Here is a 26,112-nt window from a genome sequence, read left to right on the forward strand (position 1 = left end):
GAGGGGCGCGGTGCCGCGATTGCGCCGCGCTCCCGTAGGCTGGGCAAAGGCGCACTTGCGCCGTGCCCACCACGACTTGCTCGACTGGCCCTGGTGGGCACGCTTCGCTTTGCCCACCCTACGGGACCTGAGCAAGCGGTCTACGCCGCCCCCAGCCCCAGCTTCGCATAGATCCTTCGCGCATACGCACCGAACGCATCCGTGGTCTTCAGCGGAAGATCACGCGGGAAGGGCAGGTCGATCGCAAAATAGTCGGCCATCTTCGCAGGTCCCGCCGTCAGCACGGCGCAGTGCGAGGACAGGAAGACGGCCTCCTGGATCGAATGGGTGACGAAGATGATGGTCTTGCCGCTCTCGCGCCAGATCCGCAGCATCTCCAGATTCATCTGCTCGCGCGTCAAGGCATCCAGCGCGCCGAACGGCTCGTCCATCAGGATCAGCTTTGGATCGTGGATGAAGGCGCGCGCGATCGCGGTGCGCTGCTGCATGCCGCCGGAGAGCTGCTGCGGATATTTCTGCTCGTAGCCGGCTAGCCCGACCAGATTGAGCAGGTCGCGCGCCCGCTCGCGCGCGGCTCTCATCGGCAGGCCGACGATCTCGGCCGGCAAGAGCACGTTGTCCAGGATGGTGCGCCACTTCAGGAGCAGCGCCTGCTGGAATACCATGCCGATGTCGCGGGTCGGATCGAACGGGCTCTTGGCATTGCCTATTCTCACGGTGCCGCCGTCGGCGCCGTGCAGGCCGGCCAATATCTTCATCACCGTGGTCTTGCCGCAGCCGGACGGGCCGACCAGCGAGACCAGCTCACCTTCCTGCACGTCCATGGTGACGTCGGAGACCGCTAAAAACTCGGCACCGCCGCTGCGGTAGACTTTCCGGACGCCTTGCAGGCTGATGAAGGGCTCTTCGGTCATGCCAGCCATTTGTTCAAATTGGCGGCGACGAAGGCGTCGTCGCTGAGATCGGCGTGCTCGCGAGTGACGCGATCGATCTCCTGCTTCTGGCCGGGGCTGAGGCCTTCGTTCGGATCGAGGCACCACAAACCCTCCATCAGGCCCTGGCGCCGCAGCACCTCGTGGCAACCGGCGATGCAGCCGTGAAAATTATTGGCGACGTCGAAGAACGCGCTGTTGCAGTCGGTGACGCGGGCATCGAGTGCGAGCAGGTCAGCCGGAACGCTGTCCTTGTGCCGCGCGGCCTTGCAGCGCTCGAACTGTTTGATGGCGCTCGCCGTCCACACCGACCAATGGCCGAGCAGGCCGCCTTTGAAATAGGTGCGTGTGGTGACGCCGTTGTCGCGCAGGTCGAACGGCAGCATCAAGTCGAGCAGGATATGGTCGTCATTGCCGGTGTAGAGCGCAACGCGGTCGAGCGCGCCGGCGACCGCGACGCCGCGGAGAACATCGAGCGTGCGATAGCGGTTGAACGGCGCGATCTTGATCGCGACGACATTGTCGATCGAGGCGAAGCGCTGCCAGAAGCGGCTCGACAGGACGACGCCGCCGACGGCCGGCTGGAGGTAGAAGCCGACCAGCGGTATTTCGGCGGCCACGGACGTGCAATGCGTGATGATCTCGTCCTCGGAGGCGCTCTTCATCGCAGCGAGGCTGAGCAGGCCGGCGTGATAGCCGATGTCGCGTGCAGTGCGGGCCTCAGCGGTTGCCTGGCTGGTTGGACCGGCAAGGCCTGCGACCATCGCTAGCGGCCGCGTGGTCCAGCTCGCGGCGGTCTCGGCAGCGAGCTCGAGCACGGGACGGTAGAGGCCGACGTCGCGGATCGCGAACTGCGTCGTGTGCACGCCGACGGCAAGGCCGCCTGAGCCGGCGTCGATGTAATAGCGCGTCAGCGCGCGCTGATGCGTCTTGTCGAGCTGGCGCTCGGAGGTGAGGGCGAGGGGATGCGCCGGCAGCACGGTGCCCTCGGCGATCAGCTTGCGGATGTCGCTGTTGATCTGGCTGTGGTGCATGATGTCCTATCCGAATTCGGGGCCGGCGACGGCGAATGGCGTTTCTTCCGCGGCGATGGTAGCGGGGCCGAACCGCATGCGCTGGAACGGCCGATCGATGGTCCAGCCCGAGGCGGTCAATCCCTCCAGGAACGCGCCCTCCGAAGCGACGGCGTCGAGCAGGAGCGGCCGGTCCTCGGACCCCGCGATCGCGCGAACCAGGGCCAGCGCTTCGGCTGCATGATTTGCGAACAAGGGGCCGATATGGCGCGCGGTTCTGCCGTCGCGGACCAACGCGATGCATCCGTTTGCAGTGACGATGCGTGACCCCGAGCGCTGTGCAAAGGCGGTCAGCAGAGCGGTCCGGTCGAAACCTGTGGCGCGCCGGTCGCGGGCACAAAGCGCCTCGAGCGTTGCGGCCGACGGCACCGGACCGGATGACGGCCCAGATTTCACCAGCTTCAGCCGGCGCAATTGCAGGGTCGGCGTGAACCCGAGCGGCCCGTAGACGGCGGCGCCGTCGGGCGTCGCATCGAGCCAGCTCGTGAGACCGTTCTTGCGCGCCGTTTCCAGGCAGGCATCGACGAGGCGTGTCGCGAGACCACGACGGCGATGTGTTGCAGACACCAGCACCATGCTGATCCAGGCGTTGTTGCCGGAATAGGGCAGCAGTGCTGCGGTCGCCACCAGTCGCGCGCCGTCGCGGATGCCGAACACGACACCGTCGCGCAGGAAAACACGCCAGTCCTCTTCGGTCTGGTTCCAGTGCGCTTCCGTCGACAGCGCCAGCCCGGCGATCGCATCCTGGACGCCGAGCTTGATGATTGGCGGGCCGTCAGTAGCGTCCATCGCGCACCTCGTATTTGGTGGGCTTGCCGAGGCTCGGCATGGCGCGGGAGACCCAATCCGCGGTCCAGGCGATCAGCTGCCCGGTGTCGACGACGGGCAAGCCGAACAGCTCGACTGCCTTCGACGTGTCGGTCAGCCATGCCGTCGGCTCTTCCTTGCCTGTCAGCACCGGCGCGCGGCCGAACCTTGCGCCGAACTTTTGCGCGAGATCGCGCACCGCCAAAATCTCGTGGCCACTGACATTGATCGGCGAGGTCGGCGTCGTGCAATGGGCAAGGCAGCGCAGCGCCTGGGAGGACGCATCGCCCTGCCAGATGAAGTTGACATGGCCCAGGCTGACGTCGATCGGCGTGCCCGTGAGCACCTTCGTGGCGATGTCGTGCAGCACACCATAGCGCATGTCGATCGCGTAATTGAGCCGGAACAGGCGGCCCGGTGTCGAAAACTTGCGCGAAAAATACTCGAACATGCGCTCACGGCCGACGCAGGATTGGGCGTACTCGCCGGGCGGGTTCGGCGCCATGTCCTCGGTCGAGCCTTTGCTGTCGACGGGCACGAAGGGATAGATGCAGCCGGTCGAGAATGCCACGATGCGGGATGAGGGGAAGGCCTGCGCGACCAGGGCCGGCACATGCGCGTTCATCGCCCAGGTCAGCGACAGATCGCCCTCGGCGCCGAATTTGCGGCCGGCCATGAAGATGATGTTGGGCGCCTTCGGCAGCGCTTGAATTGCGCTCTCGTCCATCAGATCGCAATTGATGGTCTCGACGCCGCGCGCATGCAGCCAGTCCTTGACGCTGGCATCGCTGAAGCGCGCGACGCCAATGACGCGGCGATCCGGCACGGCGGCTTTCGCGAGCCCCGCCAGCGTTGGCCCCATTTTGCCGGCGACTCCGAGGATCATGATGTCGCCCTCAACCTTGGCGAGGTCGTCGATCAGCGCCTGCGTCGGCCGGCACAGGAGCTCGTCGAGCGCAGCGACATCCGGAATGGTCTTCGGCAGCGTCTGACGGGAGAGCAGCATGGATTTGGTCCTTGGTCTTAGTTCTGCCTGGCGTTGCCGACCACGAACATGCGTTCGAGGGCGAGCACCAGGCCATAGAGAGCGACCCCGAGCAGCGTCAGCAGCACGACCGCCATCACCATCGCCGGCGTATCGAGCGAGGACTGCACCTGGATCATCAGGTAGCCGAGCCCGCGCTCGGAGGCGATGAACTCGCCGACGATGGCGCCGGCGACCGCAAGGATGGCGCCGACCTTCATGCCGGAGAAGATGTAAGGCAGCGATCCCGGCAGCTGGATCTTGCGGAACAGCGTCCAGCGCGAGCCGCGCAGCGATTTGACGAGGTCGAGCAGGTCAGGCTCGACCTCGCGCAGGCCGCGCGCGGTGGTGAGCAGGATCGGAAAGAAGCAGATGCTGAAGGCGATCAGGATGTTCGGCACGATGCCGTAGGAGAACCAGACGATGAAGAGCGGGCCGAGCGCGACCTTCGGGATCATGTTCAGCGTCACGAACAGCGGCAGCAGCACGAGGCTGAGCAACGGCGCCCAGCTGAAGATCACCGCAAGCGCGATGCCGACGAAAGCGCCGAGCGTAAAGCCGCCGAGGATCTCGATCGCCGTCACCAGCGAGTTGGCGCCCCAGGCATAGCCTGCGGTTCCCAGCGTCTGCACGGTGGCAAGCGGCGAGGGCAGGATGAATTTCGGCACGTGGAAGGCGTCGACCGCGACCTGCCAGAGCACGAGCACAGCGAGATGCACGACCAGGATGATCGCAAAGCTGCGCGAGGCGCGGGCCGCGTCTCCTGTCACCGGTTGCTCCCTGTTGTCGCGGTCACCTGCCGCTGCGACGAGCCTAACCGGCCTTCAGGGAAGTTTCAACCAGTTGGTTGATTATGGCCGGAGCGACTGCAGCACCAGATCGGCGACGTGCCTGCGGCGGGCGCGGCGCTGGGCGCGGCTCGACAGGTCCTTGCCGAAGATCGCCGACAGCGTCGGCGTGTTGGAGAAGAAGAAATAGCTGAGGCCCGCGATCGAGATATAGAGCTGGACGGGATCGATCCCCTTGCGGAACACGCCCGCGCGCACCCCCTCGTTGAGGATGTGGGAGACGCTTCTCACCAGCGGGGAATGCATCGCCTCCAGCCGCCTCGAGCCGCGGACGTGGCGGGCGCCGCCGCGGTTCTCGTCGTTCAAGAGCACGATGAAATCAGGGTTTGCGGCGAGGTGGTCGAATGAGGCTTCGATCAGCCTGCGGATCGCCCTTTCCGGCGGCAGGCCTTCGAGATTGAGCCTGCGCTCCTGCTCGCGAATGTCCTCATAGACCCATTCGAGCACGGCGAGATAGAGCGCGTCCTTGTCGCCGAAATAGTGGTAGACGAGCTGCTTGTTGACGCCGGCACGCTCGGCGATCTCGTCGACGCGGGCCCCCGCAAAGCCGTGCCGGGCGAATTCGAGGCGCGCCGCGGTGAGCAGCTTGTTGCGGGTGGCGACGGGATCGCGGCGCTGCGGCACGGTGTCGCCAGATCGTTTTACGGGCATTTCCAACCAAACAGTTGACAAGTTGAGAGCAGGCTTGTTGCATTGGTATCCTCACATGGGGAGAGCGACAAGCCGGGGTCGCGGCGATGAGGAGAGGTGCGATGAAGCATTTGCAGGCGGCGGGCTCTGCCCTGGTGTTGGCCCTGATGCTTGGTGTGTCGGCGGTGTCCGCGAGCGCGGGCGAGGCGGTCAATCTGATCCTGAACTGGACGCCGACGGCCGATCACTCGCCGTACTATTACGCCAAGGCGCAAGGCTGGTACGAGAAGGCCGGGATCGATCTGACGATCGAGACCGGCAAGGGCTCCGGTGTCTCCGCCGCCAAGGTCGGCTCCGGCGGTTCGCCGTTCGGCGTCGCCGATCTCGCCACCATGCTGGTGGCCAAGAGCAAGGGCGCCGACGCCATTGCGGTGATGAGCGTCTACGCCAATACCGGCCAGACCTTCTACTGGCTGAAAAGCTACGGCGTGAACGGGGTGAAGGATTTCGCGGGGCACAAGATCGGCAATCCGCCGGGCGACGCCTCGCGCGTGATGTGGCCGGCCTTCGCCAAGGCCGCAGGCCTTGCGCCGGACTCCGTCGGCTTCGTCAATGTCGGGCCGACCGCGAAGATCGCGGCGCTGAAGAGCCACACCGTCGACATCATCAGCGACTTCTACAACGAGCATGATCTGAAGGTGATCGAGTTCGGTGGCGACCTCGGCTACGTCAACTGGAAGGACATCGGGCTCAACCCCTACGGCAATTCGCTGATCGTCAACGGCGCCTATCTCCAGAAGAATCCCAAGGTGGTCGAGGCGTTCGTGCGCGTCACGCAGAAGGCCTTTGCTGCCTGCGTCGCCGACGTCACGCCGTGCCTGAAAGCGCTGCTCGATCAGGTTTCCGGTCTCGACAAGGAGAACCAGGAGCGCCAGTGGGAACGCATCAAGTTCCTGATGACCGACGCGTTCACGACGACGAAGGCGCTCGGCTGGATCGACGGCGAGCGGATGAAGAAGGACTACGAGCTGGTCCAGACCTATCTCGGCATGGAGAAGCCGTTCGACGTGACGACGGCGTTCACGACCAAGATGCTCGATCCCGCCATCAAGATGGATGCGAGCAAGGTGAAGAAGTAGGGGGGCTTGCCCCACATGCGACTGTCATGCCCCGGCGAAGGCCGGGGCATCCAGTACGCCGCGGCCTTCGTTTGATCTACAGCCGTCTCGGAATACTGGATCGCCCGGTCAAGCCGGGCGATGACAGCTTTATGCTGGGCGAGAGCTCCCGACCAACGTCCTCTGGCCAGCCCAACTCCAGCTGTCTCACATGACCCGACAGAGAAATTAACTCGCCGTTAACCACATTCGCCGCATCGTTAACCATTCAATAACGGGGAACGAGTCGGCCGCTATGGAGGCTGCAGCAAAAGTCCAACGCCAAATGGTGCGCCTGCGCGGGCGCTCCTATGTGGCCTTCGTGTTCGTGCCGACGGTTCCGATCCAGGACTGGCTCCAGGAGATCGATGCCACGATTGCGCGCTCGCCGGGCTTCTTTGCCGGCCGACCCGTGGTGATCGACCTGTCCTCGGTCGACCTCAGCCAAGCCGGCATCACCCATCTGCTGACCAGCCTGCAGGACCGCAACATCCGCGTGCTCGGCATCGAGGGCGTGGAGGACGGCCGGCTGACGCCATCCATGCCGCCGCTGCTCTCAGGCGGGCGCAGCTGCGTGGTCGAGCCGAGCGCGCCCAAGAAGGCTGACAAAGTCCAAGCCAAGCCGACCTCGCTGCTGCTCGAAAACCCGGTGCGCTCGGGCCAGACCGTGATCTTCCCCGAAGGCGACGTCACCATTCTCGGCTCGGTCGGCTCCGGTGCCGAGGTGGTCGCGGGCGGCTCCATCCACGTCTACGGCGCGCTGCGCGGCCGCGCCATGGCGGGCGTGAACGGTCACACCAGCGCGCGCATCTATTGTCAGAAGATCGAGGCCGAACTGCTTGCAATCGATGGATTTTATCAGACTGCCGACGACATCGACGCCGCCTTGCGCGGCAAGCCGGCGCAGGCCTGGCTGCAGGGGAATACCATGCGAATTACAGCACTGAACTGACCAGCAAAGGAGACATTTCAGATGAGTAAGGTACTGGTCGTGACATCAGGCAAGGGCGGGGTCGGCAAGACCACGACGACCGCCGCGCTGGGGGCTGCGCTCGCGCAGCGCGGCGACAAGGTCGTGGTGGTCGATTTCGACGTCGGCCTGCGCAATCTCGACCTCGTCATGGGCGCCGAGCGCCGCGTCGTGTTCGACCTCATAAACGTGGTGCAGGGGGTGGCCAAGCTGCCGCAGGCGCTGATCAAGGACAAGCGGCTGGAGAATCTCTGGTTGCTGCCGGCTTCCCAAACCCGCGACAAGGACGCGCTGACGGAAGAGGGCGTGGGCAAGGTCATCGCCGATCTGCGCAGCCGGTTCGACTGGGTGATCTGCGACAGCCCGGCCGGCATCGAGCGCGGCGCCTCCATGGCCATGCGCTTTGCCGACGAGGCCGTGATCGTCACCAATCCGGAAGTCTCCTCGGTGCGCGATAGCGATCGCATCATCGGCATGCTCGATTCCAAGACGGTGCGGGCTGAAAAGGGCGAGCGGGTCGAGAAGCACATTCTCATCACCCGCTACGATCCCTCCCGCGCCGCGCGCGGCGAGATGCTGACCATCGACGATATCCTGGAAATCCTCGCAACGCCCTTGCTCGGCATCATCCCCGAGAGCCAGGACGTATTGAAGGCCTCCAACGTCGGCACGCCGGTGACGCTGTCGAACGCGGATGGAGCGCCGGCGCGAGCCTATATGGACGCGGCCAAGCGCCTCTGCGGCGAGAACGTGACGATGCACGTTCCCGCCGAGCGCAGAGGTCTGATGGACCGCCTGCTGCGACGGAGGGCTGCATGAGCATGGGTCTGCTTCGACTTCTCCGCGGCAAGAAAGCCACTGCACCCGTCGCTCGCGAACGGTTGCAGATCCTGCTTGCCCATGAACGCGGAATGCGTGGCCAGCCCGATCTGCTCGGTGTGCTGCGTGAGGAAATTCTCGCCGTCGTGTCCAAGCACGTCACGCTGGACCCGACCAAGGTCATCGTCCGGCTCGAGCGCGGCGACGAGGTATCGACTCTGGAGGTCGATATCGAGGTGCCCAACGATATCGAGCGCAAGCGCGTGGCGGTCGCGTAGGGGACACGGCCGGCGCGTCCAAATTGGGGTGGGTGAGAAGGCGGTCCGCCGGGCATGGCGGGCCGCCTTTGTTGTGCGCTCAGGTGGCGGCACGGAACGAGGCCCCGGGCTCAATCGTTGTGAGAGACTCGCGGGAGCGATGCACCGCGGTTTCCGTCCACCGGGAGAGCGCCCATGATGTCCGAGGTCCAGGTCCACACCGTCGCGCGGCAGATGCTGGAACAGCATGGATTCGCTGCGATTGCGAAGGCCGCCGAGCAGGCGCAAGCCTGCGAGGGCCGCGGCGAGGCCGAGGAGGCCAAGGAATGGCGTCACATTGTCGACGCCATGAAGATCATGCGCGGTCCGCACCAGAGCTGACAGTTGTAAGCCAGGGCGTGCTCAACGCTCCCCGCGGTCAACGCCTTGCTGCTGAGTGCGATGCTGTGTCTGGGGCTGCGCGCGCTCGCCCGTCTCCTTGCAGGGAAGGGGTTCCCACGATCCGTCCGGCGCCTGCTGATAGGCACTGCATGACGACGAGGTGGATTTTTCCTCGCCTTTCTGGGCGTCGGAATTTTTCGCCAGCACGGGCGCGGTCAGCACCGTGGCGGCCGCAATCGCGCCGGCGAAAACGAAATGGATACTCCGCATGAGGGCTCTCTGGTTCGAATTCGAAGAGGCCGCATGGTGTGGAGGATTGTGACGATTGTTAGCCGAAGCAACGGTTCGTCGCAGCGTGCTTAACGCTGCAAAAGCCGCACGGTTAACCGCCCTTGCTGCGGATCAATCCGGCGAGGTTGGTCTTCTGGGCCTCGCACCAGCCGGGCATGCCGAGGCGGCGCTGGTCCATGTCGGTCGCCTGGGTCGCAACTGCGACCTCGGCCATCAAATCGTCGTCCTGCTTCTCGCCCATCTTGCCGCCGGTGTGCATCCAGGCGATCGCCTTGCGCACCTTCTCGGTGGTGCCGTCGGGAAGGTGCATCTGCTGCGCCTTCTGCACGAGGTCCTGATAGACGAGATCCGTGCCGGGACATTCGACCTTGGCGGCGAAGGCCTGCAACACCATCGTCACATAGGTCGAGCGCGGCGGCGCGTCGGCCGCCTGGGCCGGTGCAGCCAGCAGCAACAGGCCCGTCATCAGAAAACCAGTGCGCATCCTTGGTATCTCCTCCGTTTTTTTGAGAGGCTAGCGTCCGGAGCGCCACTCTGCAATGGGAGCGGAGCGCAATTGTCGTCCCTCCGTGCGGTGCGCTAATCTGGCGCTCCCGGCCCAGGAGCGCGACATGAGCCTGTTCAGCACGCCATTCGATCCCGCACGCGACACCGCACTCGTCACCGGCGCGGGCAACGGCATCGGCCGGGCGATCGCGCAGGCCCTGGTCGGCGAGGGCGTGCGGACCATCTTCGCCGATATCAGTGCCGAGCGGGTAGAGGCCGCCATCAGCGCGAGCAAGAGACCCGAATTGGCGGTGTCCTGGATCGGCGATCTCGCCAGGCTCGAGGCATGCGATGAACTGCTGGCCGCCGCACAGGGGGCGCTCGGGGAGGTCACGCACTTCGTCCACAGCGCGTCTCCGCCGCGGCGAGAGGCAGACCATGCGCTCGCGGTCGATCGCAAGACCTGGCAGGATATGCATGCCGTCAATCTCGATGCCGGCTTTCATCTGGCGCGCGAGATCGCGAAACGGCTGATTGCGGCGAAGCGGCCGGGCTCGTTCCTGTTTCTCACCTCGCTGCATGCCGGCACGCCGCGCAATTTGCCGCACTATTCGACAGCGAAGGCGGCAATGGCGATGCTGGTGAAGGAGCTCGCCAAGACGTTCGGCCAGCACGACATCCGGGTCAACGCGCTGGTGCCCGGCGCGATCGCAGCCGGCGGGTTCGTCGCGGATCCCTCGCTGGCGCGGCACATTCCGCTCGGGCGTCTCGGCGAGGCCGATGATCTCGCGCCGATGGCGCTCACCGTCTTGTCGAACAAGCTCTCCGCTTATGTCACTGGCGCAGCCTTCGTTGTCGACGGCGGGCTGTCGCTGACGAACTGGTTCGAACCGCCGGTGCTGGATTAGCCTAGCGCTGCCAAGCCGGCACGGGATCGAGCGGCGTGCGATAGACCTCATTGTGGTCGCGATCGGTGACGCGCACCGAGCAACCCTTCTGCTGAAGCTCCGGCTTCACTTGCGACAGCTCGCATGCCAATTGATCGGCGCGATCGGAGGCGACCTCGATGTCTTCGAGGATGATTCCACCCTGGTTCCTGAACTCTTCACCAACCACAAGATCGAAGGAGTAGTAAGGCATCCGACTTCCCCGGTGTGATGACCCAAGTTTGAAAAACAAGTCTTCAATGGAAATCTCGACACATCCGGGATGGTATCACGAGTCGATATTTATCGAATGATCCGGCCGCGCAATCTCTGTGCTTATAGCGCAGAAATGATGTGCAGCATGTGAGCTCATTAAGATTTTATTAAATATGCGGCGCGACCATGAAGCATGGAATCGCAACAGAACCGGGCTCCGGGAACCGGCAGTTGCAAGAGAAGGTCGCCGGCATAAATCCCGACGGCCTTTTCTCTTGAGCGGAAGACGATCGCTTCCCGTAATCGCCCGGACTCAACGCATCACATCGACTCGGACAGCGTAGGCGATGTTGCGACGCTGTGTGCCGCATGGCGCTGCGCTAGCGCAGCGGCATCGGCGGACGCACGACAGGTCCATCGTCATCGGCTACGGCTTGCGTCGTCGTAGCCGGCGGCGGGGCCGCGACAGCCTGCGATGGCGGCGGAGGTGCAAGCGGCGCTGGGGTATAGGCCGGCATGTAAGTCTGCGTGACGGCCGGCTTGGGCTTGCGAACCGGCGGCGCAGGCCGCGGCGGGAGCGCAGAGGCGCGTGGGCGCGGATCGACCGGCTTGGTCTCGACAGCCACTGGCCTTGGCGCAGGCGGCTTCGCCATCTCGCGGGCCATCTGCTCCTGTCCGGCCTTCAGCTCGGCGATGTTGGCCTTGAGCTGCTCGATCTGCTGCGCCATCGCGGCGAGATCGTTCGTCATCGATTGCACCGTTTGCGCGGTGTCGGGCTGCGTCGTTGCGGGTGCGGCGGCAAGCTGGGTCGGAGGCGGCGTCGCGGGTTGATCGGCCGTTGGTTCCGTTGCCGCTGGTGCTGCGGGCGGGGCGGCTTCCGCTGCCGCGACGGGCGTCGTCTGCGACGTCGAAGACGTCAGCGAGATCGAAGGCATCAACGACGTCACTACCGGCGTCCATTCGGCGAGCATTTGCTTCGCGGTGTCGCCGTGCTTCTCCCAGGCAATCGCGGCAGCCGCACTGCCGCCCGCGAACAGGAACGTGACGAACGCACCGCGCAGCCACTTGCCGACCGCGGATCGCTTGCGATGGCCCGGACCATCGCTGGCCGTCACACGGACCGCCGTGTCGACCGAAGGTGCCGCAGCGGGCTTGCCGTAGACGACGTTGATCGTGGGCTCCGGCGCACGCGCGGGATTCGGAGCGAACCTAGGCTCCGGACGGGGGGCGACCTCCGGCGCCAGCGCTGGCGCCGTGCTCCCCGGGCGCGAGACCAGCACGATCTCGGGAGAAATCTGAACCGCGTCGTGCGGGTCGTTGTCCTTGACCGTGTCCTTCACGATCTCATCGACGATTTGTTTGCTGTTCAGCGTCGCGAGCATCGCAGCTCCTTTTGAAGCCCAGATGTTTAAGTTTTGGTCCTCCGCATTGGCGCGGAGCCGATCTGTTGAGGTGGGCCCATCCCAAATCCCTGGGACGCACGAGTCCAGCCGGGTTTGACCAAAGCAAGGCAAGGAGATGGAGATGATGCGACGCTCCTCTGCCGTTTGTGGTGATGGAACCCGTTTTGTCGAACACGTGCACGTGTTCCGGTTTGCCATGTTTTCAGCACGATTTGGGCAGCATCTGGCGGGGCTGGGGGCGCTATCGGGGGGCCGGTGGTGCCAAGATCTCTTCTCTGTTTGTTCGTCGTCGCCTTGTTGCCGCTCGGCGGCTGCATGCAGACGACGCTTTCGCCATCGACGGATGCGAGCATGACGGCTCGCGACCGGCAGTTGCTCGCGCACACGCCTTACGCAAAGGCCAACGTACCTGAGCAGTATCTACGCCACATCGTCGATTACCAGCGCAAGGAGCAGCCAGGGACCATCCTGGTCGATACCGACGCGCGCTACCTGTATTTCGTGCTGCCCGAGGGCAAAGCGATCCGCTACGGCGTCGCGGTCGGCGAGGAAGCCATGGCGTTCTCAGGCGTCGCGCGGGTCGGCCGCTTGGCGGAATGGCCGGACTGGATTCCGACAGCGGATATCCAGGCGCGGCTCGGGCCGTATCCGGCGCGCGTTCCCGGCGGTCCCGCCAACCCGCTGGGCGCGCGGGGGATTTATCTCTATGCCGGCAACAAGGACACGCTTTATCGCATCCACGGCACCAACCAGCCCGAATATATCGGGCAGGCGATCTCGTCGGGCTGCATCCGGATGCGCAATGAGGACGTCATCGATCTCTATGACCGGGTGAAGCTGGGCTCGACCGTGGTGGTGCTGCCGCCTGGGCAAAACGCGCAGGCCGTGACTGGCGCGTTCTGGCGCGGGTGAGGAAAGCTCACTCGGGCGTGATGTGTCCGGCATCTGCGGCATCGTGAGCACCTCTGGTGCTCACGCCCGCGGGCCGATCTCGTCTTAATCGCCCGGCCTGGCGATCCGCCATTGCAGCGTCATGGCATTGCCGTTGGCATCGCCCGGCGCCTTGTCGGCAGGCGAGGTGTAGAGCGGGCGATAGCGGTATGCCCACATCTTGCTACCGTCGTTGCGGTTGATCACGGTGAAATCGCCGACGGCTTTGGCGTCGGTCGTCGCGGCTAGCGGAACCCAGCTCTCGGTGCACTTGCCGTTGCAGTTCGACGTCTTGCCGGTGGTGTCGCGCTCGTAATAGTAGAGCGTCATGCCCTTGAGGTCGACGAGCTTGGGACCCTGCTTGGTCAGGACCACCTTCGCCGGTGCGGTCGTTTCCTCGGGTTTCGGCGGGGGCGGGGAGTCGCCGCCGCCATGGCCGTTTGCGAGCGCATGACCGCTCGCGAGCGCGATCGCCGCGGCCGCAACAATGCACCTGAACATCCGAAACTCCCGACCCGCAAAGTTAATCGCGCGTTAAGCGCCGAACGGGCCGACCGTAACAGTCGAACGTTAGTTCCAGGTTTCGCGGCGCTGCGACAATTACGTACAAAACGACCGGCTTATGCCTGCACATCGCGCAACGGCGCGCGGCTGAGCTCGTTGCCGGCGGCAATCGCCTTGCGCAACAGCCGCATCAATTCCTCGCTTTCCTTCGCGCTGAGGCCGCGCAGCATGACGCGCTGCGCAGATTCGACGGCGGGCGTGATCTTGCGCAGCGTGCGCCGGCCTTCATCGGTGATCTCGAGCTCGCGCGCGCGGCGGTCGCGGCTGGAGGCGCGGCGCTCGATAAGGCTCTTCTGCACCAGTCGATCGATCACGCCGGTGATGGTGGTGCGGTCGTAGGCGATCAATCCTGCGAGCGTCACCTGGTCGAGCCCCGGATTGGCCTTGATGGTCGCCAGCGCGGCATATTGTACCGGCGTAAGATCGAAGCCGGCATCTCCGACTTCAGCCAGGAATACCGCGACCGCGATCTGCTGGAACCGGCGCGCCAGATGCCCGGGCATGTCGTTGTTGTCTTTCACCGAGGTCTCCGTTTGGCAGGGACGTTGCGGATCATTGACAAGTATACTGATAGTCAGCATACTGAGCAACATCCAAACAGAAATTTGGCGGGAGAGGTGCTCATGCAATTCCATCTGAATGGATTTCAGCCGGGCGATCCCGAGATTGCGGATCCCGCCGAGCGCGTTCAGGCCTCGGGTGCAGCGGGCGCCGTGCCCGAAGAGGTCGATGTCCTCATCGTCGGCTGCGGGCCCGCCGGCCTGACGCTGGCCGCCCAGCTCGCGCAATTCCCTGATATCAAGACCTGCATCGTCGAGCAGAAGCCGGGCCGCCTGCTGGTCGGTCAGGCCGACGGCATCGCCTGCCGCACCATGGAGATGTTTCACGCCTTTGGCTTCAGCGAGCGTGTGCTGAAGGAGGCCTATTGGGTCAACGAGACGACGTTCTGGAGGCCGGACGAGCGACAGCCCGAGACCATCGTCCGCAGCGGCCGGGTGCAGGACGTCGAGGACGGGTTGTCTGAATTCCCGCACGTCATCCTCAACCAGGCCCGCATCCATGACGGCTTTCTCGACGTGATGCGGAAATCGCCGGCCAAGCTCGAGCCGTATTACAGCCGGCGCGTGCTCGATCTCGATGTCGATCCGGCCGCTGATGCCGCCGGTCATGCCGTGACGGTGCGCCTCGAGCGCGTCGATGCCGGAAACGAGGGCAAGATCGAAACCATCAAGGCGCGCTATGTCGTCGGCTGCGACGGCGCGCGCAGCACGGTGCGAAAGTCGATCGGCCGCGAGCTGCACGGTGATTCCGCCAATCACGCCTGGGGCGTGATGGACGTGCTGGCGGTGACAGACTTCCCTGATATCCGCTTCAAGTCTCTGATCCAATCGGCGAAGGACGGCAGCCTGCTGATCATCCCGCGCGAAGGCGGTTACATGGTCCGCCTCTATGTCGAGCTCGCCAAGCTCGAGATCGGCGAGCGCGTCGCCAATCGCAACATCACCGCCGATGACGTGATCGCCAAGGCGCAGCGGATTTTGAAGCCGCATACGCTCGAGGTGAAGGAGATCGCCTGGTGGTCGGTCTACGAGATCGGTCAGCGCCTCACCGACAAGTTCGACGACGTGCCGGAAGCCGACGTCGCCGCCCGCCTGCCACGCATCTTCATCGCCGGCGATGCCTGCCATACCCACAGCCCGAAGGCGGGGCAGGGCATGAACGTCTCGATGCAGGATGCCTTCAATCTCGGCTGGAAGCTCGCCGCCGTCCTGCGCAGGCAGTGCGCCCCAAGCCTGCTGCATTCCTATTCGGCCGAACGCCAGGCGGTTGCCAAGGAGCTGATCGATTTCGATCGTGAATGGGCGGGGATACTCGCTTCCGCCGCGAAGGCCGGCGGTGCCGATGCGGCGAAGACGCAGGACTATTTCGTCCGGCACGGCCGTTACACGGCAGGGACCGCGACGCATTACCGTCCGTCGCTTCTCACCGGCACGGCGGCGCATCAGCATCTTGCGCAAGGTCTCGTCATCGGCAAGCGCTTCCACTCCGCGCCGGTGATCCGGCTGGCGGACGCCAAGCCCGTGCATCTCGGCCATGCGGCGCAGGCCGACGGCCGCTTCCGCATCTACGCGCTTTCACCGGCGGAAGATCCCGCCGCCGTCGGCTCAGCCATTCGCGCGCTGTGCAATTTCCTCACCGAAGCCAGGGAGTCGCCGATCAGGCGATACACGCCCACGGGCGCCGATATCGACAGCGTGATCGACCTGCGCGCGGTCTTCCAGCAGGATCATCGCGAGCTTGCCGTCGAGGCGATGCCGTCGCAGCTGCTGCCGCGCAAAGGCCGCTACGGCTTGATCGATTACGAAAAGATGTTTTGTCCCGACCTCAAGAGCGGGCACGACGTCTTCGCTATGCGCGGCATCGACCGGAAGGCGGGTTGCATGGTCGTGGTGCGGCCGGACCAGTATGTCGCGAACGTGCTGCCGCTCGACGCCTTTGCTGCGCTTGCGTCGTACTTCGACGCCGTCATGTTGCCAGCGAATTGACGGCCTGGCGGTGCGCCAGGCGCCGTGCCGATGAACGGCGAATGAATATTGAACCGCGCGCGGCGTGCATCTCGATCTTTCGACGCATGCGACCACCGTTCGCGGAACGCCCGTTCTGCTTGCGCGTTCCGACTGGCAGAGGAGGAACACGCCATGAGACTCAAAAGCGTTTTACTTGCCGCATTGCTGCTCGTCCCGACGGCCGCGCTGGCCGCGCCGGGCATCGTCACTGTCTCGACCGGCCTGCGCGCCGGGCCGGGCACGGGCTTTCCCCTGGTCGACCGCATCCCCGGCGGCGCCCGCGTCAACATCCACGGTTGCCTGCGCGGCAATGCCTGGTGCGATGTGAGCTTCTCCGACGATCGCGGCTGGGTGTCGTCGCAATATCTCGAATATCTCTATCGCAACCACTACGTCTATCTCCCTGACTATGTCGACGAGATCGACGTGCCCGTCGTCCCGTTCGTGCTGACCTCGTACTGGTCGAGCTACTATGCGGGACGTCCCTGGTACCGTCGCCACGCCTATTGGAGTAGTTACTGGACTTCGCATCAGCGCTTCGCGACGCGGATGACGCTTGATCCACGTGCGGCCCGCATCGGTCGCGCGGCGACGCGTGACGCGGCGGTCGCACTCGAGCGCAGCGGTGTGCGCGCCAGGGGCAATGTCGCGATCACCGGACGGAATACCGCGGTCGCGCGGCCCAACGCCGCCATCGCCAAGCGCAACGCCGCGGTTACGATCGACCGGACCCGCGCCGCGCGGAGTGAGCGCATCGCGCATGAGCGAGCCGCCGTGCAGAGCCGCAGTGCGCGCGAGGCGCAGGCGCGCATGATGCACGACCGTGGTGCGAGCCGTGCCGCCGTGCGCGCGCAGCCGATGACGCGCGCTCATGAAGCGCCGCGCGCGGCCGCGCCTGCAGCCCGGCCCGCGACGCCGCACGTCGCGAAGCCGAACGTCAGCCACGGTTCGCCGACGAATGCCCGTGCGCAGATGCCGGCGCCGCGCGCGGCTGCGCCCGCAATGTCGCACCCGGGCGGCGGCGGCGCTCCGCACATCAATGCGGCGCCGCGCGGCGGCAATGCGCCGGCCGGCGGTCCCGGCGGCGGCCATCAAAAGCACTAGGGTTGCCAAAAAAGCCCGGCCGCAGCGCCGGGCTTTTTCTTTGGCCATCGCAAGGCCATTACAATTTAAGTCAGTTCTTCGCCGGCAGATTTCATCGATCGTAATATCTCTACCGAAAGCTGTAAGCATCCACTCGGGGCAGCGGGGCACGGGAGGATGACGATGAGACAGAGCCAGGCGGAGACGCGCCGCCAAAATGTCGCGAAGCGGTCGATGACCAAGGAGGCCAAGCAGCTGTCCGGCCTGATTGCCGGATTGCGCAAATCGCTCGAAGCGATCCACAAGGAACGGGCGAGCGCAAAGCTCACCGGCGCCGAGATGGGCATGCTCGACGAGCGCCGCAACAATCTGCAGCTCACCATCGCAGCCCTCGACGATCGCCTCTCGGCGGTGCAGGGGCTGATCAATCTCGGCCGGCCGCACGTGATCCGGGTCCACTAGCGGGGCTCGGACAGGCGCTATCGGTCCCCGTGACAGTCGTGACGGACCGGCGGCCGATTCAGCATGATATGACGACGCGCCTGACGGCAAGCAGCCCGCGACAAGCAGGATCGCGTCCCGGACGCGGCGCGCGCTCATCCGGTTACCCGGCTGGAAGCGTGCCTGGCACAGTGCTGCCTGCGGATGGCACCAAATTGCCACGCTCCTGGCGAATTGCCGCCAAAGCCCGCTGCCACGAGAGGAGCGGGTGCAGGCAACGCCAGGGGATTTGCATTGGCCTACAAAATGGTCGCAGAACGCGACAACGAGAAGTACAGTTTCGCCCGCGAGAGCCGGTTGCTCATCGTGGCCAAGGCAAGGGTGTGGGCCAGTGAGGGATGGCAGGTCGTCATCACTGATCAGGATGGCAAGGCCTACGCGCCGCCCGAATTCGATCAGCTATTGGCGGCGTAACCGCAAGACGGGCTAGGGGACAACATTGATTTCGCTGTTTCGACCGGGGCGCGGCTTGATCGCGCCCTTGACGACTCTTGCCGCCGTCCTGACGGCGACGGTTGCGGCCGCGCAGAATCTCGACGCCGGCAAGTCGCCCGCAAAGCTCTTTGCCGACGGTTGCGCAACCTGTCACCGCACCCCTCGGGGCCTTGCCAAGGGACGCTTCAGCCTGACGCTGACCTGGTTCCTGAAGGACCACTACGCGACCAGCTCCGATTCCGCCAAGGCGCTTGCCGCCTATCTGGAGTCGGTCGATGGGCCGCCGCCGCGTCCTGCGGCCAAGCCCGGCGCAAAACCGCTGCGATCATCGCCACGTCCGCCCAAAGCGGTACAGAGCCAATAACTGTCGTCCCGAATCCCGGCTAAGCGCGTCGATAGGTCTGCGCGATCAGGCGGTCGTGCACGGCGCGCAGGTCGGCGCTCATGCGTGTCTGTCCCGTCGTGACATAGGACAGCCAGGCGCCGTCGGCGGCGAGGCGGACGATGTGAAGGTCGGGCGCGCTATCGGTGGCGCGATGGCGCTTCAGCTGTGCCTTGATCCAGTCGTTCCAGAGCCGGCGCAGCGACGGATCGGTGACGACGACCATGCTCAGCGCCGCCCAGGGCGTTGCGAAGCCGAAGGCCTTGCCGGTGAACACCGCATTCACATAGGCGCGCGTGAAGCTGCCGCGCGGCTTGGGATCCGACTCGATGGCGCTGTCGATCTCGGCATCGACGCGGGCGAGGAGATCGGCGAACAGGCCCTCGATCAGCGCCTGCTTGCTTCCGAAATGATGAAACAGACCGCCCTTGGTGACGCCGGCCGCCGCAGCGACCGCCTGCACCGTGACGCCGGAGACGCCATGGTCCATGGCAATGGCAGCAGCGTGGTCGAGCAGGGCGCGCCGCACCTGCTCGGGCTGCTTGGCGCGGGTGTAGCGGCTTTCCGGCATCAATGCACCGTGGTCTCCGAGAACAGGTTGATGATCACGACCCCGGACACGATCAGCGTAATGCCGACGAAGGCGGCGGCATCCAGCATCTGGCGGAACAGCACGAAGGAGACCGTGGCGGTCAGGATGATGCCGACCCCGCCCCAGATCGCATAGGCGATGCTGAGGGGAATGACGCGGATCGCGACCGACAGCGCATAGAACGAGGCGACGTAGAACAGCACCATCGCCAGCGTCGGCCACGGCCGGGTGAACTGCGCCGATTGCTGCAGGAAGGCGGAGGCGGTGACCTCGAAGACGATGGCGAGAGCAAGCGCGGCGTAGGCATTGAAGGCGGATGTCATGAGAGCTCGAACGCAAGCGCGAAAAGATACCGCGCGGTAGGTATGTTTAGCACGCGGAACATGGCTTTTGCCAGGAGCAGGTATCACGTGTGAGTGACGGGGCGGCGACAGGCGCGTCACGCGCCAGGACCGGAGTTTCCAAGACAGGTCGCTGACAACACGAAGCCGCCGCGCGATGCATCGTGCGGCGGCCCGGGGCTGGCGGTTCGATGGGACCTTAGTTGATCCGCACCGAGAGCTCGACGTCTTCGGCAAAGGCCGTCGACATATAGCCGCTTCCGGGCGCGCGTACGCGCGCCAGATAGTCGGGGCTGTCGTCGGCGTTGTCGGCGACGATGATCGCGCCCGGCCTGAGATGGCCTTCGAGCAGATCCAGGACATCGGAGTAGAGCGCCTTGGCACCGTCGAGCAGCACGAGGTCGATCGTGTCAGGCAGATCGGCACTGAGCGTCTTCAGCGCATCGCCCTCGCGGATTTCGACGAGATCGATCACGCCGCCGGCCGAGAGGTTGTCCCGCGCCCGTGCCGCCTTGGACGACTCGAACTCGCTGGTGATGAGGCGGCCGCCGCCATTGTCGCGCAGAGCTGCAGCAAGGTGCAGAGTCGAGATGCCGAACGAGGTGCCGAACTCGACGATGGTCCTGGCGCGGGAGCTGCGCGCCAGCATGTAGAGCAACGTACCGGTCTCGCGCGAGACCGCGAGCGGGGCGTCCTTCAGGCGTCCATAGAGATCGCGGTAGGCGGTCTTGCTCCGCAACATCCGCGCCCGGTCGGCATCGGACAAATTGGCGACGGCAGCCAGCGTTGCGCCGCTTGCTGCTTCGGCCTCGCTGAACAGTCGATCCAGCAGCGGCGCAAGCGATGTGATGATTGGGGTGGTCATTTGGTGTCTCCAGAGTTCGCAGCGAAGCGCGTGCTTGCGCGGAGATCGAAATACGACTAATTCGTCGCATTTCCTATTCGCATTGCTCGCAGGCGCCATGGCCAACCGTCGAAGCCGTTCAATTTCCTCGCGAAAACAGCCGCAACAGGCCCGCTCCACCGGGCTGGTGGCGGCCATCCTGGATGCCGCTGTTCAGGTTCTGGCGAAGGAGGGGGCGCAGCGTTTCACGACGGCGCGGGTGGCGGAGCGGGCCGGGGTGAGCGTCGGATCGCTCTATCAATATTTTCCGAACAAGGCGGCCATCCTGTTCCGCCTCCAGAGCGACGAATGGCGGCGCACCAGCGAGATGCTCGCCGGCATCCTGGTGGACCGGGCGAGGCCGCCTCCGGCGCGGCTGCGCGCGCTGGTCCATGCCTTCATCCGCTCCGAATGCGAGGAGGCTGCGATCCGCATCGCGCTCAGTGATACCGCACCGCTCTATCGCGACGCGCCCGAGGCGCATGAGGCACGGGCAGCCGGCGAGGGCATCGTCGCCGCCTTCATGCGGGAGGCGCTGCCCAAAGCCTCGGATGCGACGCGCAGCCTTGCTGGCGAGCTGATTACGACGACGCTCAGCGAGGTCGGCAGGAATTTTTCGGAAGAGACGCGGAGCGAGACGGAGATCGCAGCCTATGCCGATGCCATGGCCGACATGTTCTGCGCTTATCTTACGAGGCTGGCGCGGCGCTGAGCATTGCTGACATCGGCATTTGCGGGCCGATTGTTCTTCGGATTTCGCCGGGTTAGCCTAGCCTCGTCCTTTATCCAATCATCGAGCGCCGCGCCATGCATGTCCTCCGTCCCCAGTTCCGCATCGAGGAGCAGCGCGCGCTGGAATTTGCCGGGCGACGCGGCTTCGGCGTGATCGTAGCGGCGGACGAGCGCGGGCCGCGGGCCTCCCACGTGCCGTTCGTGCTGGGCGAGCGCGGCGGGCGCGCTATCGTGCAGATCCATTTGACAGCCAAAAATCCGCTCGTGCCGCTCGCCGACGGCATGAGGCGATTCTTGCTGATCGTTGCTGGCGACGATGCCTACGTCTCCAATGACTGGTATGCCTCCCGCGACAACGTCTCGACCTGGCTCTACGAGGCGGTGCACCTATCCGGCGTGGCGCATCTGCGCGGGCTGGACGAAAATCGCCGACATGGCGATGCGCTGCTTGCCGTCTCCGAGGCGCGGTTGCCCAAGCAGCCTTGGGATCTCGCGCAGATGGACCCAAGCAAGCGCGAGAGCATGCTGGCTGCGATCCGCGTCATCGATCTCGTAGTGGATCAAGTCGAGGGCCAGGCCAAGCTCAATCAGCACAAGAGCGATGCGGACCATGTCGCAGTCGCAGATCGATTGGCGCGGTCGGAGGAGACAGGGCAGCGGCGGCTGGCGCGCAGGATGCAAGCGCTGCGACCGGAGCTCAAGTACGAGACCCCGTCAAGCCTTGCTTCGTCTGATGTTTGACCTCACGGACCTCCTTCATGCTCGTCATCTCCATTCAAAGCCAGGTGGTCCACGGCCATGTCGGCAACAGCGCGGCTGCCTATGCCATGCAGGCGGAGGGTGTGAACGTCGCGGCGGTGCCGACGACGCTGCTGTCGAACCATCCGCGCTATCCGAGCCTGCGCGGGCGGGTGCTGGAGACCGAGCTGGTCGCCGATCTGCTCAAGGGCGTTGAAGAGCGCGATCTCGTCGACGAGGCGGCCGTGCTCGTCACCGGCTATCTCGGCTCGCCCGGCAATGCCGCCGTCGTTGCCGACTTCGTCGAGCGGGCTTTGATGCGCAATCCGAAGCTCGTCTATCTCTGCGATCCCGTGATCGGGGACGACGGCCGCGTCTATGTCGCCGACGGAATCCTGGACGTGCTCCGGCATCGGCTGCTGCCGGCCGCGAAGCTGACCACACCGAACCGGTTCGAACTCGAGCTGCTTGCGGACCTCACGATTGCCGATGCGCAGGACCTGCTTGCGGCGTGCGCGGCGCTCGTGGGACAGGGCCGCATCGACGTCGTCGCCACCGGCTGCACGCTCGCGGACACGCCCGAAGGGCAGTTGGAGACGATCCTGTGCGCCGACGGCCGGCTGTCGCGCTTTGCGACGCCGCTTCTGCCGATCCGGCCCTATGGCACGGGCGACCTTCTCACCGGTCTGATCGCGGCGCATTTGGCCAAGGGCGAGGCGACGGAGGTGGCGGTGCGGCGCGCGATGGAGACCACCTTCGCGGTGCTGCTGCGCACGCAGGAGGCCGGCACAGCCGAGATGCGTCTCGTGCCGCTGCCGCGGGGCCGCGAGCCGTAACGACTTCAGGTCGCGCGCTTGCCGGCCGATTGCGCCGCCTTCTGCGGCTTTGCCGGGCCCTTCTGCTCGCGCGCGGCTTGTGCTTTGGGCGGCTTTGCATGGGCCGCGGCGCGCATCTTCCTGGGCTTCGCATTGGCAGCTTCCTTGCGGTCCGCCGTGCCCCGGCGCGAGATGTATTCCTTGCCGTCGATCGGGCCGACATGCGGCGGATCGCGGCCGAGATAGGGCCGGCCGATGCCGAGCTCCTTGCCGTTGGCGTCGACCCACTTCCACAGGATTTCGGTCGATACCCAGCGCTGCGCGCGGTTGCTACCCTGGGTGCTGACGATGTCCGCCGCCATGCCGTGGCCGTAGCCACCACGCGTGCTGCCACCGTGATAGGAGCGGTCGGAGGCGGCCTTCAGGCCGCTCGCGATCGACTGGCGATAGTCGTCACGGAACGCGCTGGTGATGCCCGGCGAGAGGCCGGCGGCCTCGGCTGCGAGCAGCGTGCGAAACAGTTTTCGCTTGAAGCTCTTGTCCATGCCGCCGATGACGTAATCCATCATCGACATGCCGGCGTGCTCGGCCGCCTTCGGATCCTTCCAGCCGAAATCCTCGTCGACCAGCTTGGTGAAGCTGCGCATCACGGTCACCGTCTTGCCCTTGCGCTTGACTGTGACGGGGCGGCGCTCCTCGACCTTGATCGAATCCTCTTTGGGCGTGCGCTGGTAGAGCGCCCAGAGATAGCGGTCGATACAGGCGTCCATGACGAAGCATTCGTCGAGCACGGCGATGGTGTCCGCGGGGGGCGCCTTGTTTGCGGGCGGGACCTGTCCGCCCGCGATCGCCGCGGGGGACAATGCGTCCGTAGTCACGATCTCGGTGGGATCGGCGGATGCGAGTTTGACGGGCTCTGGCGTCGGTGCAGGCGGAGCCTCGCTGACGCTAGGTGCCTCGCTGACGCTGGGTGCCGGTTCAGGCGAAATCTGAGGCGCGGGCTGCTCCGCCGGCAATATCAGCGCGGGATCGGCCGACGCGAGCTGGACGGCTGGGACCTCCGGCGCGGCTGCCGCTTCAACGGTTGGCAGGCTCGCCGCCGCCGCAGCGATCTCGGCGGTCAAGGCGATGCCGTCCTCGATGGTCGCAGCGCGTGGGACGTCGGCGAGGTCGAGGCGATCGAGATCTTTCGCGTGCGAGACAGCAGCAGCATTGGCGCCGCTGTTCTCGATAAGGGCAGGCGCGTAGGCGGACAGGGAGAGCACCAGCCAGCTGGCGAGAACGGCCGAGGGGCATGAGACCGCCACCAGAAGAGACCGCCGATCATTCATGATCCCTGCCTCCAAACGGTTCTGTTCGAACCCGTCTTGTTCGAACAGTCAGTGATGCAAACAGTCTTGATGCGAACAGACTTGCACGGAAAGGCACGCAGCGCGTTGATTGTTCGGAAGACGGTGTGGCGGCGCAATGGCGTAATTCAGCGAAAACAAGCTTTTCGAAGGGGTGTTGCGAAGTTGCAACGCGGGTTCCGTGGCGTTCCGTACGCGACTGCGGCGGAAAATGCCTGCAACGGCAAGCCCCCGCTTGTCGTCAAATTGAGTGATCCGCATTTACTTGGAATACAGTTTGATCGCAGCCAGCATCGCACTCGCGATCATCGAGATCATCTATGCGCTCGGCACCGCTCTCGTCGCAAAACTGCAATCGCTCGCGACCGCGCTGAAATAGGCGGTAACAAGGCTTTCGCCGTGGGCTGTTGACAAGGTGTCTTGTGACAAGGTGTCTTGCCCGACGCCTCGCGGCAACTTTGCGCAGCGCCGTGCGTTGATCGGCCCATGAGCACGCATTCCTCGCTTCGTCCCATGGACGCCTTCGATCCCACCGAGCCCGCCATCCTGCATGATCGTCTGTCCGACACGATCATCACCTGGACCGCCGATCAGGCTGATGACTACCGGCAGTCCAGCCGGCCGCGCGAAGATGGAACCGTAGCCTGGAAGGCCTACCTCTTCGACGGCTGGGGGAACGTGCTCGGTGGCTGACCACCGCCCATAAAAGCGCCATGTCGCGGCCGGCATGATTCGGCCAAGGCTTTGTACGCGTTAAACATATCGCCATGCGCTACATGCGTTGTTGCAATGCAACAGCGCATGTCGCAATGCAGCAAAACGCGCTTAAATGTGCTCCGAATCTTCCATCAGGAGCACCACCAATGAACAAGAAGACTTTGACGATCGCCGCCGCTGTCCTGACGATCGCGGGCGCTACTTCGGCTTTCGCCGCTGAGCTGCCGACCTATGAGGCCAATGGTTTTCCGGTCTCCCCCGTCCAGGTTGGCGTGCTCGGGGCCGGCCATGTCGAGCAGCAGGTCGCGGCGCCCACGACGGTTGCTTCGGCGCACCAGGTGAAGGTGCTCAGCTCGCGCAAGGTCAAGACCGCGGACGTCACGACGGGCGCAGCCCGCTGAGCTGACATCGCATGAAGGGCAGGCGGGTCTCGCCGCGTGCGCGACCCGCCGCCTCATGCGATCATGAACGTCACGACGCCCGCATGCGCCGCGCGCGTGTGGGGATGCTTCAGAATCCGGCCGCGAACAAGTTCGCGTGATGGCGCCGGTTATGTATGCTCGTTCATAACGAGCCCAATCCTTTTGACAGTTGCTTTGCAGGTCGCATTGCTTGATGCGGACGGCGTGCGCGACACGCGCAGGCTCGATGGCGAACGGCCGTAGAGCTCGACGAAGGCGGCGTTGAAGCGGCGCAGGCTGCCGAAGCCGGCCTGGAACGCGATCTCCGTCATGGTGTGATCACCGGCATCGAGCAGGCGCTTGGCGCGTTGCACGCGCAGCGTCTTGGCGAGCTGCTGCGGCGTGGCACCGACATGCCGCTCGAACAATCGCGCCAGATGGCGCGAGGAAATGCCGAGCCGCATCGCGAGTGTCACGACCGAATCCTCGTCGAGCGCGCCCTCGTCGATGAGCTTGATCGCCCGCACGACCGTCGAGCGCGTGCCGTTCCAGGCCGGGCAGAACGGCGCGGTCTCGGGGCGGCAGCGCAGGCAGGGCCGGAAGCCCGCCGCTTCCGCGGCGGCCGCCGTCGGATAATAGTTGACGTTGCGCGTCAGCGGCTGCTTGGCCGGACAGACCGGACGGCAATAGATCCCCGTGGTCTTCACCGCCGTGAAGAAGCGGCCGTCATAGCGGGGATCGCGGCGCAGGCGCGCGGCGTTACAGGTCGCAAAACTCAGCATGCCCGGATGATAGCGCAGACGCGTGGGGAGGGAAGTGCTGCGGGATGACCGAGTCCGATTGTGGCGAGCGGCAATGCGGA

The 26,112-nt window shown here is 65.1% G+C and carries 34 protein-coding genes; 17 read left to right on the forward strand and 17 right to left on the reverse strand.

The features are described 5' to 3' along the window. Positions 1 to 140: 140 nt before the first annotated feature. From AAE027_RS15905 to AAE027_RS15930, 6 genes are all read right to left on the reverse strand, one after another. Positions 141 to 923: an ABC transporter ATP-binding protein gene (locus AAE027_RS15905; RefSeq protein WP_091888147.1), complete on the reverse strand. Its 783-nt coding sequence runs from the start codon at positions 921 to 923 to the stop codon at positions 141 to 143. Then, a complete protein-coding gene (locus tag AAE027_RS15910; RefSeq protein ID WP_370985332.1) occupies positions 911 to 1,966 on the reverse strand; it encodes a dihydrodipicolinate synthase family protein in 1,056 nt (351 codons plus the stop codon). Before AAE027_RS15910 ends, AAE027_RS15905 begins: the two co-directional genes overlap by 13 nt. Positions 1,967 to 1,972: 6 nt before the next feature. Further along, positions 1,973 to 2,794 (reverse strand): GNAT family N-acetyltransferase, encoded by an 822-nt coding sequence (locus AAE027_RS15915; RefSeq protein WP_370985330.1) that lies wholly within the window; start codon positions 2,792 to 2,794, stop codon positions 1,973 to 1,975. Then, entirely contained in the window at positions 2,781 to 3,818 is a 1,038-nt protein-coding gene (locus tag AAE027_RS15920; RefSeq protein ID WP_370985329.1) for an NAD-dependent epimerase/dehydratase family protein, read from the reverse strand. The genes AAE027_RS15915 and AAE027_RS15920 overlap by 14 nt, the downstream gene beginning before the upstream one ends. 17 nt (positions 3,819 to 3,835) lie before the next feature. Next, positions 3,836 to 4,606: an ABC transporter permease gene (locus tag AAE027_RS15925; protein ID WP_370985328.1), complete on the reverse strand. Its 771-nt coding sequence runs from the start codon at positions 4,604 to 4,606 to the stop codon at positions 3,836 to 3,838. An 81-nt stretch (positions 4,607 to 4,687) separates the two neighbouring features. After that, positions 4,688 to 5,335: a TetR/AcrR family transcriptional regulator gene (locus AAE027_RS15930; RefSeq protein WP_370985326.1), complete on the reverse strand. Its 648-nt coding sequence runs from the start codon at positions 5,333 to 5,335 to the stop codon at positions 4,688 to 4,690. Positions 5,336 to 5,436: 101 nt separating this feature from the next. Between AAE027_RS15930 and AAE027_RS15935 the strand changes: the two genes are divergently transcribed. The 5 genes from AAE027_RS15935 to AAE027_RS15955 all read left to right on the forward strand — a co-directional run bounded on the left by AAE027_RS15935 (position 5,437) and on the right by AAE027_RS15955 (position 8,898). Beyond that, positions 5,437 to 6,453, forward strand: a complete 1,017-nt coding sequence (locus AAE027_RS15935; RefSeq protein ID WP_370985325.1) for an ABC transporter substrate-binding protein — start codon at positions 5,437 to 5,439, stop codon at positions 6,451 to 6,453. A 274-nt stretch (positions 6,454 to 6,727) separates the two neighbouring features. Next, positions 6,728 to 7,423 carry a septum site-determining protein MinC gene (gene minC, locus AAE027_RS15940; RefSeq protein ID WP_130220786.1) on the forward strand — a complete coding sequence of 232 codons (696 nt, stop codon included), beginning with the start codon at positions 6,728 to 6,730 and terminating at the stop codon, positions 7,421 to 7,423. A 21-nt stretch (positions 7,424 to 7,444) separates the two neighbouring features. After that, positions 7,445 to 8,260 carry a septum site-determining protein MinD gene (minD, locus tag AAE027_RS15945; protein ID WP_018644673.1) on the forward strand — a complete coding sequence of 272 codons (816 nt, stop codon included), beginning with the start codon at positions 7,445 to 7,447 and terminating at the stop codon, positions 8,258 to 8,260. Beyond that, positions 8,257 to 8,538: a cell division topological specificity factor MinE gene (gene minE, locus AAE027_RS15950; protein WP_091888131.1), complete on the forward strand. Its 282-nt coding sequence runs from the start codon at positions 8,257 to 8,259 to the stop codon at positions 8,536 to 8,538. Before minD ends, minE begins: the two co-directional genes overlap by 4 nt. 174 nt (positions 8,539 to 8,712) lie before the next feature. Further along, entirely contained in the window at positions 8,713 to 8,898 is a 186-nt protein-coding gene (locus AAE027_RS15955) for a hypothetical protein (protein ID WP_027572193.1), read from the forward strand. A 21-nt stretch (positions 8,899 to 8,919) separates the two neighbouring features. On the opposite strand, the gene AAE027_RS15960 is transcribed toward AAE027_RS15955, so the two are convergent. Together AAE027_RS15960 and AAE027_RS15965 are read right to left on the reverse strand one after the other, a co-directional pair. Continuing rightward, a complete protein-coding gene (locus AAE027_RS15960; RefSeq protein WP_370985324.1) occupies positions 8,920 to 9,168 on the reverse strand; it encodes a hypothetical protein in 249 nt (82 codons plus the stop codon). 112 nt (positions 9,169 to 9,280) lie between these two features. Further along, positions 9,281 to 9,673, reverse strand: coding sequence for a hypothetical protein (locus tag AAE027_RS15965; protein ID WP_091888127.1), 393 nt, complete (start codon positions 9,671 to 9,673; stop codon positions 9,281 to 9,283). 127 nt (positions 9,674 to 9,800) lie between these two features. On the opposite strand from AAE027_RS15965, the gene AAE027_RS15970 reads away from it, so the two are divergent. Then, on the forward strand, positions 9,801 to 10,583 hold the full coding sequence (locus AAE027_RS15970) for an SDR family NAD(P)-dependent oxidoreductase (protein ID WP_370985322.1): 783 nt from the start codon (positions 9,801 to 9,803) through the stop codon (positions 10,581 to 10,583). A 1-nt stretch (position 10,584) separates the two neighbouring features. Here the strand turns inward: AAE027_RS15970 and AAE027_RS15975 are convergent, their stop codons facing one another. Next, positions 10,585 to 10,815 carry a DUF6894 family protein gene (locus tag AAE027_RS15975; protein ID WP_091888123.1) on the reverse strand — a complete coding sequence of 77 codons (231 nt, stop codon included), beginning with the start codon at positions 10,813 to 10,815 and terminating at the stop codon, positions 10,585 to 10,587. A gap of 382 nt (positions 10,816 to 11,197) precedes the next feature. Next, a complete protein-coding gene (locus AAE027_RS15980; protein WP_370985321.1) occupies positions 11,198 to 12,199 on the reverse strand; it encodes a hypothetical protein in 1,002 nt (333 codons plus the stop codon). Positions 12,200 to 12,535: 336 nt separating this feature from the next. Here AAE027_RS15980 and AAE027_RS15985 point away from each other — a divergent pair, with 336 nt between their 5' ends. Continuing rightward, positions 12,536 to 13,132 carry a L,D-transpeptidase gene (locus AAE027_RS15985; RefSeq protein WP_165406031.1) on the forward strand — a complete coding sequence of 199 codons (597 nt, stop codon included), beginning with the start codon at positions 12,536 to 12,538 and terminating at the stop codon, positions 13,130 to 13,132. Positions 13,133 to 13,216: 84 nt separating this feature from the next. On the opposite strand, the gene AAE027_RS15990 is transcribed toward AAE027_RS15985, so the two are convergent. Together AAE027_RS15990 and AAE027_RS15995 are read right to left on the reverse strand one after the other, a co-directional pair. Beyond that, positions 13,217 to 13,651 carry a COG4315 family predicted lipoprotein gene (locus AAE027_RS15990; RefSeq protein WP_370985320.1) on the reverse strand — a complete coding sequence of 145 codons (435 nt, stop codon included), beginning with the start codon at positions 13,649 to 13,651 and terminating at the stop codon, positions 13,217 to 13,219. Between the two features lie 119 nt (positions 13,652 to 13,770). Continuing rightward, positions 13,771 to 14,235, reverse strand: coding sequence for a MarR family winged helix-turn-helix transcriptional regulator (locus AAE027_RS15995; protein WP_370985319.1), 465 nt, complete (start codon positions 14,233 to 14,235; stop codon positions 13,771 to 13,773). A 102-nt stretch (positions 14,236 to 14,337) separates the two neighbouring features. Between AAE027_RS15995 and AAE027_RS16000 the strand changes: the two genes are divergently transcribed. From AAE027_RS16000 to AAE027_RS16020, 5 genes are all read left to right on the forward strand, one after another. After that, entirely contained in the window at positions 14,338 to 16,260 is a 1,923-nt protein-coding gene (locus AAE027_RS16000; RefSeq protein WP_370985317.1) for an FAD-binding monooxygenase, read from the forward strand. Between the two features lie 153 nt (positions 16,261 to 16,413). Further along, on the forward strand, positions 16,414 to 17,385 hold the full coding sequence (locus AAE027_RS16005) for an SH3 domain-containing protein (protein ID WP_370985316.1): 972 nt from the start codon (positions 16,414 to 16,416) through the stop codon (positions 17,383 to 17,385). A gap of 162 nt (positions 17,386 to 17,547) precedes the next feature. After that, positions 17,548 to 17,826, forward strand: a complete 279-nt coding sequence (locus AAE027_RS16010) for a hypothetical protein (protein ID WP_176945616.1) — start codon at positions 17,548 to 17,550, stop codon at positions 17,824 to 17,826. A 273-nt stretch (positions 17,827 to 18,099) separates the two neighbouring features. Next, on the forward strand, positions 18,100 to 18,279 hold the full coding sequence (locus AAE027_RS16015) for a hypothetical protein (protein WP_128944298.1): 180 nt from the start codon (positions 18,100 to 18,102) through the stop codon (positions 18,277 to 18,279). 67 nt (positions 18,280 to 18,346) lie between these two features. Then, complete coding sequence (locus AAE027_RS16020; protein WP_370985315.1) at positions 18,347 to 18,664, forward strand: hypothetical protein; 318 nt, start codon at positions 18,347 to 18,349, stop codon at positions 18,662 to 18,664. A 19-nt stretch (positions 18,665 to 18,683) separates the two neighbouring features. Here AAE027_RS16020 and AAE027_RS16025 read toward each other — a convergent pair whose 3' ends face one another. The 3 genes from AAE027_RS16025 to AAE027_RS16035 form a co-directional block, all read right to left on the reverse strand. Next, positions 18,684 to 19,253, reverse strand: a complete 570-nt coding sequence (locus AAE027_RS16025; protein WP_370985314.1) for a TetR/AcrR family transcriptional regulator — start codon at positions 19,251 to 19,253, stop codon at positions 18,684 to 18,686. Next, entirely contained in the window at positions 19,253 to 19,597 is a 345-nt protein-coding gene (locus AAE027_RS16030) for a DMT family transporter (RefSeq protein ID WP_128944295.1), read from the reverse strand. The genes AAE027_RS16025 and AAE027_RS16030 overlap by 1 nt, the downstream gene beginning before the upstream one ends. A 217-nt stretch (positions 19,598 to 19,814) precedes the next feature. Continuing rightward, positions 19,815 to 20,480 (reverse strand): O-methyltransferase, encoded by a 666-nt coding sequence (locus AAE027_RS16035; protein ID WP_370985313.1) that lies wholly within the window; start codon positions 20,478 to 20,480, stop codon positions 19,815 to 19,817. Between the two features lie 97 nt (positions 20,481 to 20,577). Between AAE027_RS16035 and AAE027_RS16040 the strand changes: the two genes are divergently transcribed. The 3 genes from AAE027_RS16040 (at position 20,578) to pdxY (ending at position 22,804) form a co-directional block, all read left to right on the forward strand. Further along, a complete protein-coding gene (locus AAE027_RS16040) occupies positions 20,578 to 21,210 on the forward strand; it encodes a TetR/AcrR family transcriptional regulator (RefSeq protein ID WP_370985312.1) in 633 nt (210 codons plus the stop codon). Positions 21,211 to 21,305: 95 nt separating this feature from the next. After that, complete coding sequence (locus tag AAE027_RS16045) at positions 21,306 to 21,971, forward strand: FMN-binding negative transcriptional regulator (protein WP_370985311.1); 666 nt, start codon at positions 21,306 to 21,308, stop codon at positions 21,969 to 21,971. A gap of 17 nt (positions 21,972 to 21,988) precedes the next feature. Next, positions 21,989 to 22,804, forward strand: a complete 816-nt coding sequence (gene pdxY / locus AAE027_RS16050) for a pyridoxal kinase (protein WP_370985309.1) — start codon at positions 21,989 to 21,991, stop codon at positions 22,802 to 22,804. A gap of 5 nt (positions 22,805 to 22,809) precedes the next feature. On the opposite strand, the gene AAE027_RS16055 is transcribed toward pdxY, so the two are convergent. After that, positions 22,810 to 24,114 carry a hypothetical protein gene (locus AAE027_RS16055; RefSeq protein ID WP_370985308.1) on the reverse strand — a complete coding sequence of 435 codons (1,305 nt, stop codon included), beginning with the start codon at positions 24,112 to 24,114 and terminating at the stop codon, positions 22,810 to 22,812. A 504-nt stretch (positions 24,115 to 24,618) separates the two neighbouring features. Between AAE027_RS16055 and AAE027_RS16060 the strand changes: the two genes are divergently transcribed. Continuing rightward, positions 24,619 to 24,825 (forward strand): hypothetical protein, encoded by a 207-nt coding sequence (locus AAE027_RS16060; protein ID WP_091888093.1) that lies wholly within the window; start codon positions 24,619 to 24,621, stop codon positions 24,823 to 24,825. A 170-nt stretch (positions 24,826 to 24,995) separates the two neighbouring features. Continuing rightward, a complete protein-coding gene (locus AAE027_RS16065; protein WP_091888091.1) occupies positions 24,996 to 25,250 on the forward strand; it encodes a hypothetical protein in 255 nt (84 codons plus the stop codon). Positions 25,251 to 25,399: 149 nt separating this feature from the next. Here AAE027_RS16065 and AAE027_RS16070 read toward each other — a convergent pair whose 3' ends face one another. Then, positions 25,400 to 26,032 (reverse strand): bifunctional transcriptional activator/DNA repair enzyme AdaA, encoded by a 633-nt coding sequence (locus AAE027_RS16070; RefSeq protein ID WP_370985307.1) that lies wholly within the window; start codon positions 26,030 to 26,032, stop codon positions 25,400 to 25,402. Positions 26,033 to 26,112: the final 80 nt, after the last annotated feature.

This window comes from Bradyrhizobium sp. DN3, from assembly GCF_041357655.1.
Classification (GTDB): domain Bacteria; phylum Pseudomonadota; class Alphaproteobacteria; order Rhizobiales; family Xanthobacteraceae; genus Bradyrhizobium.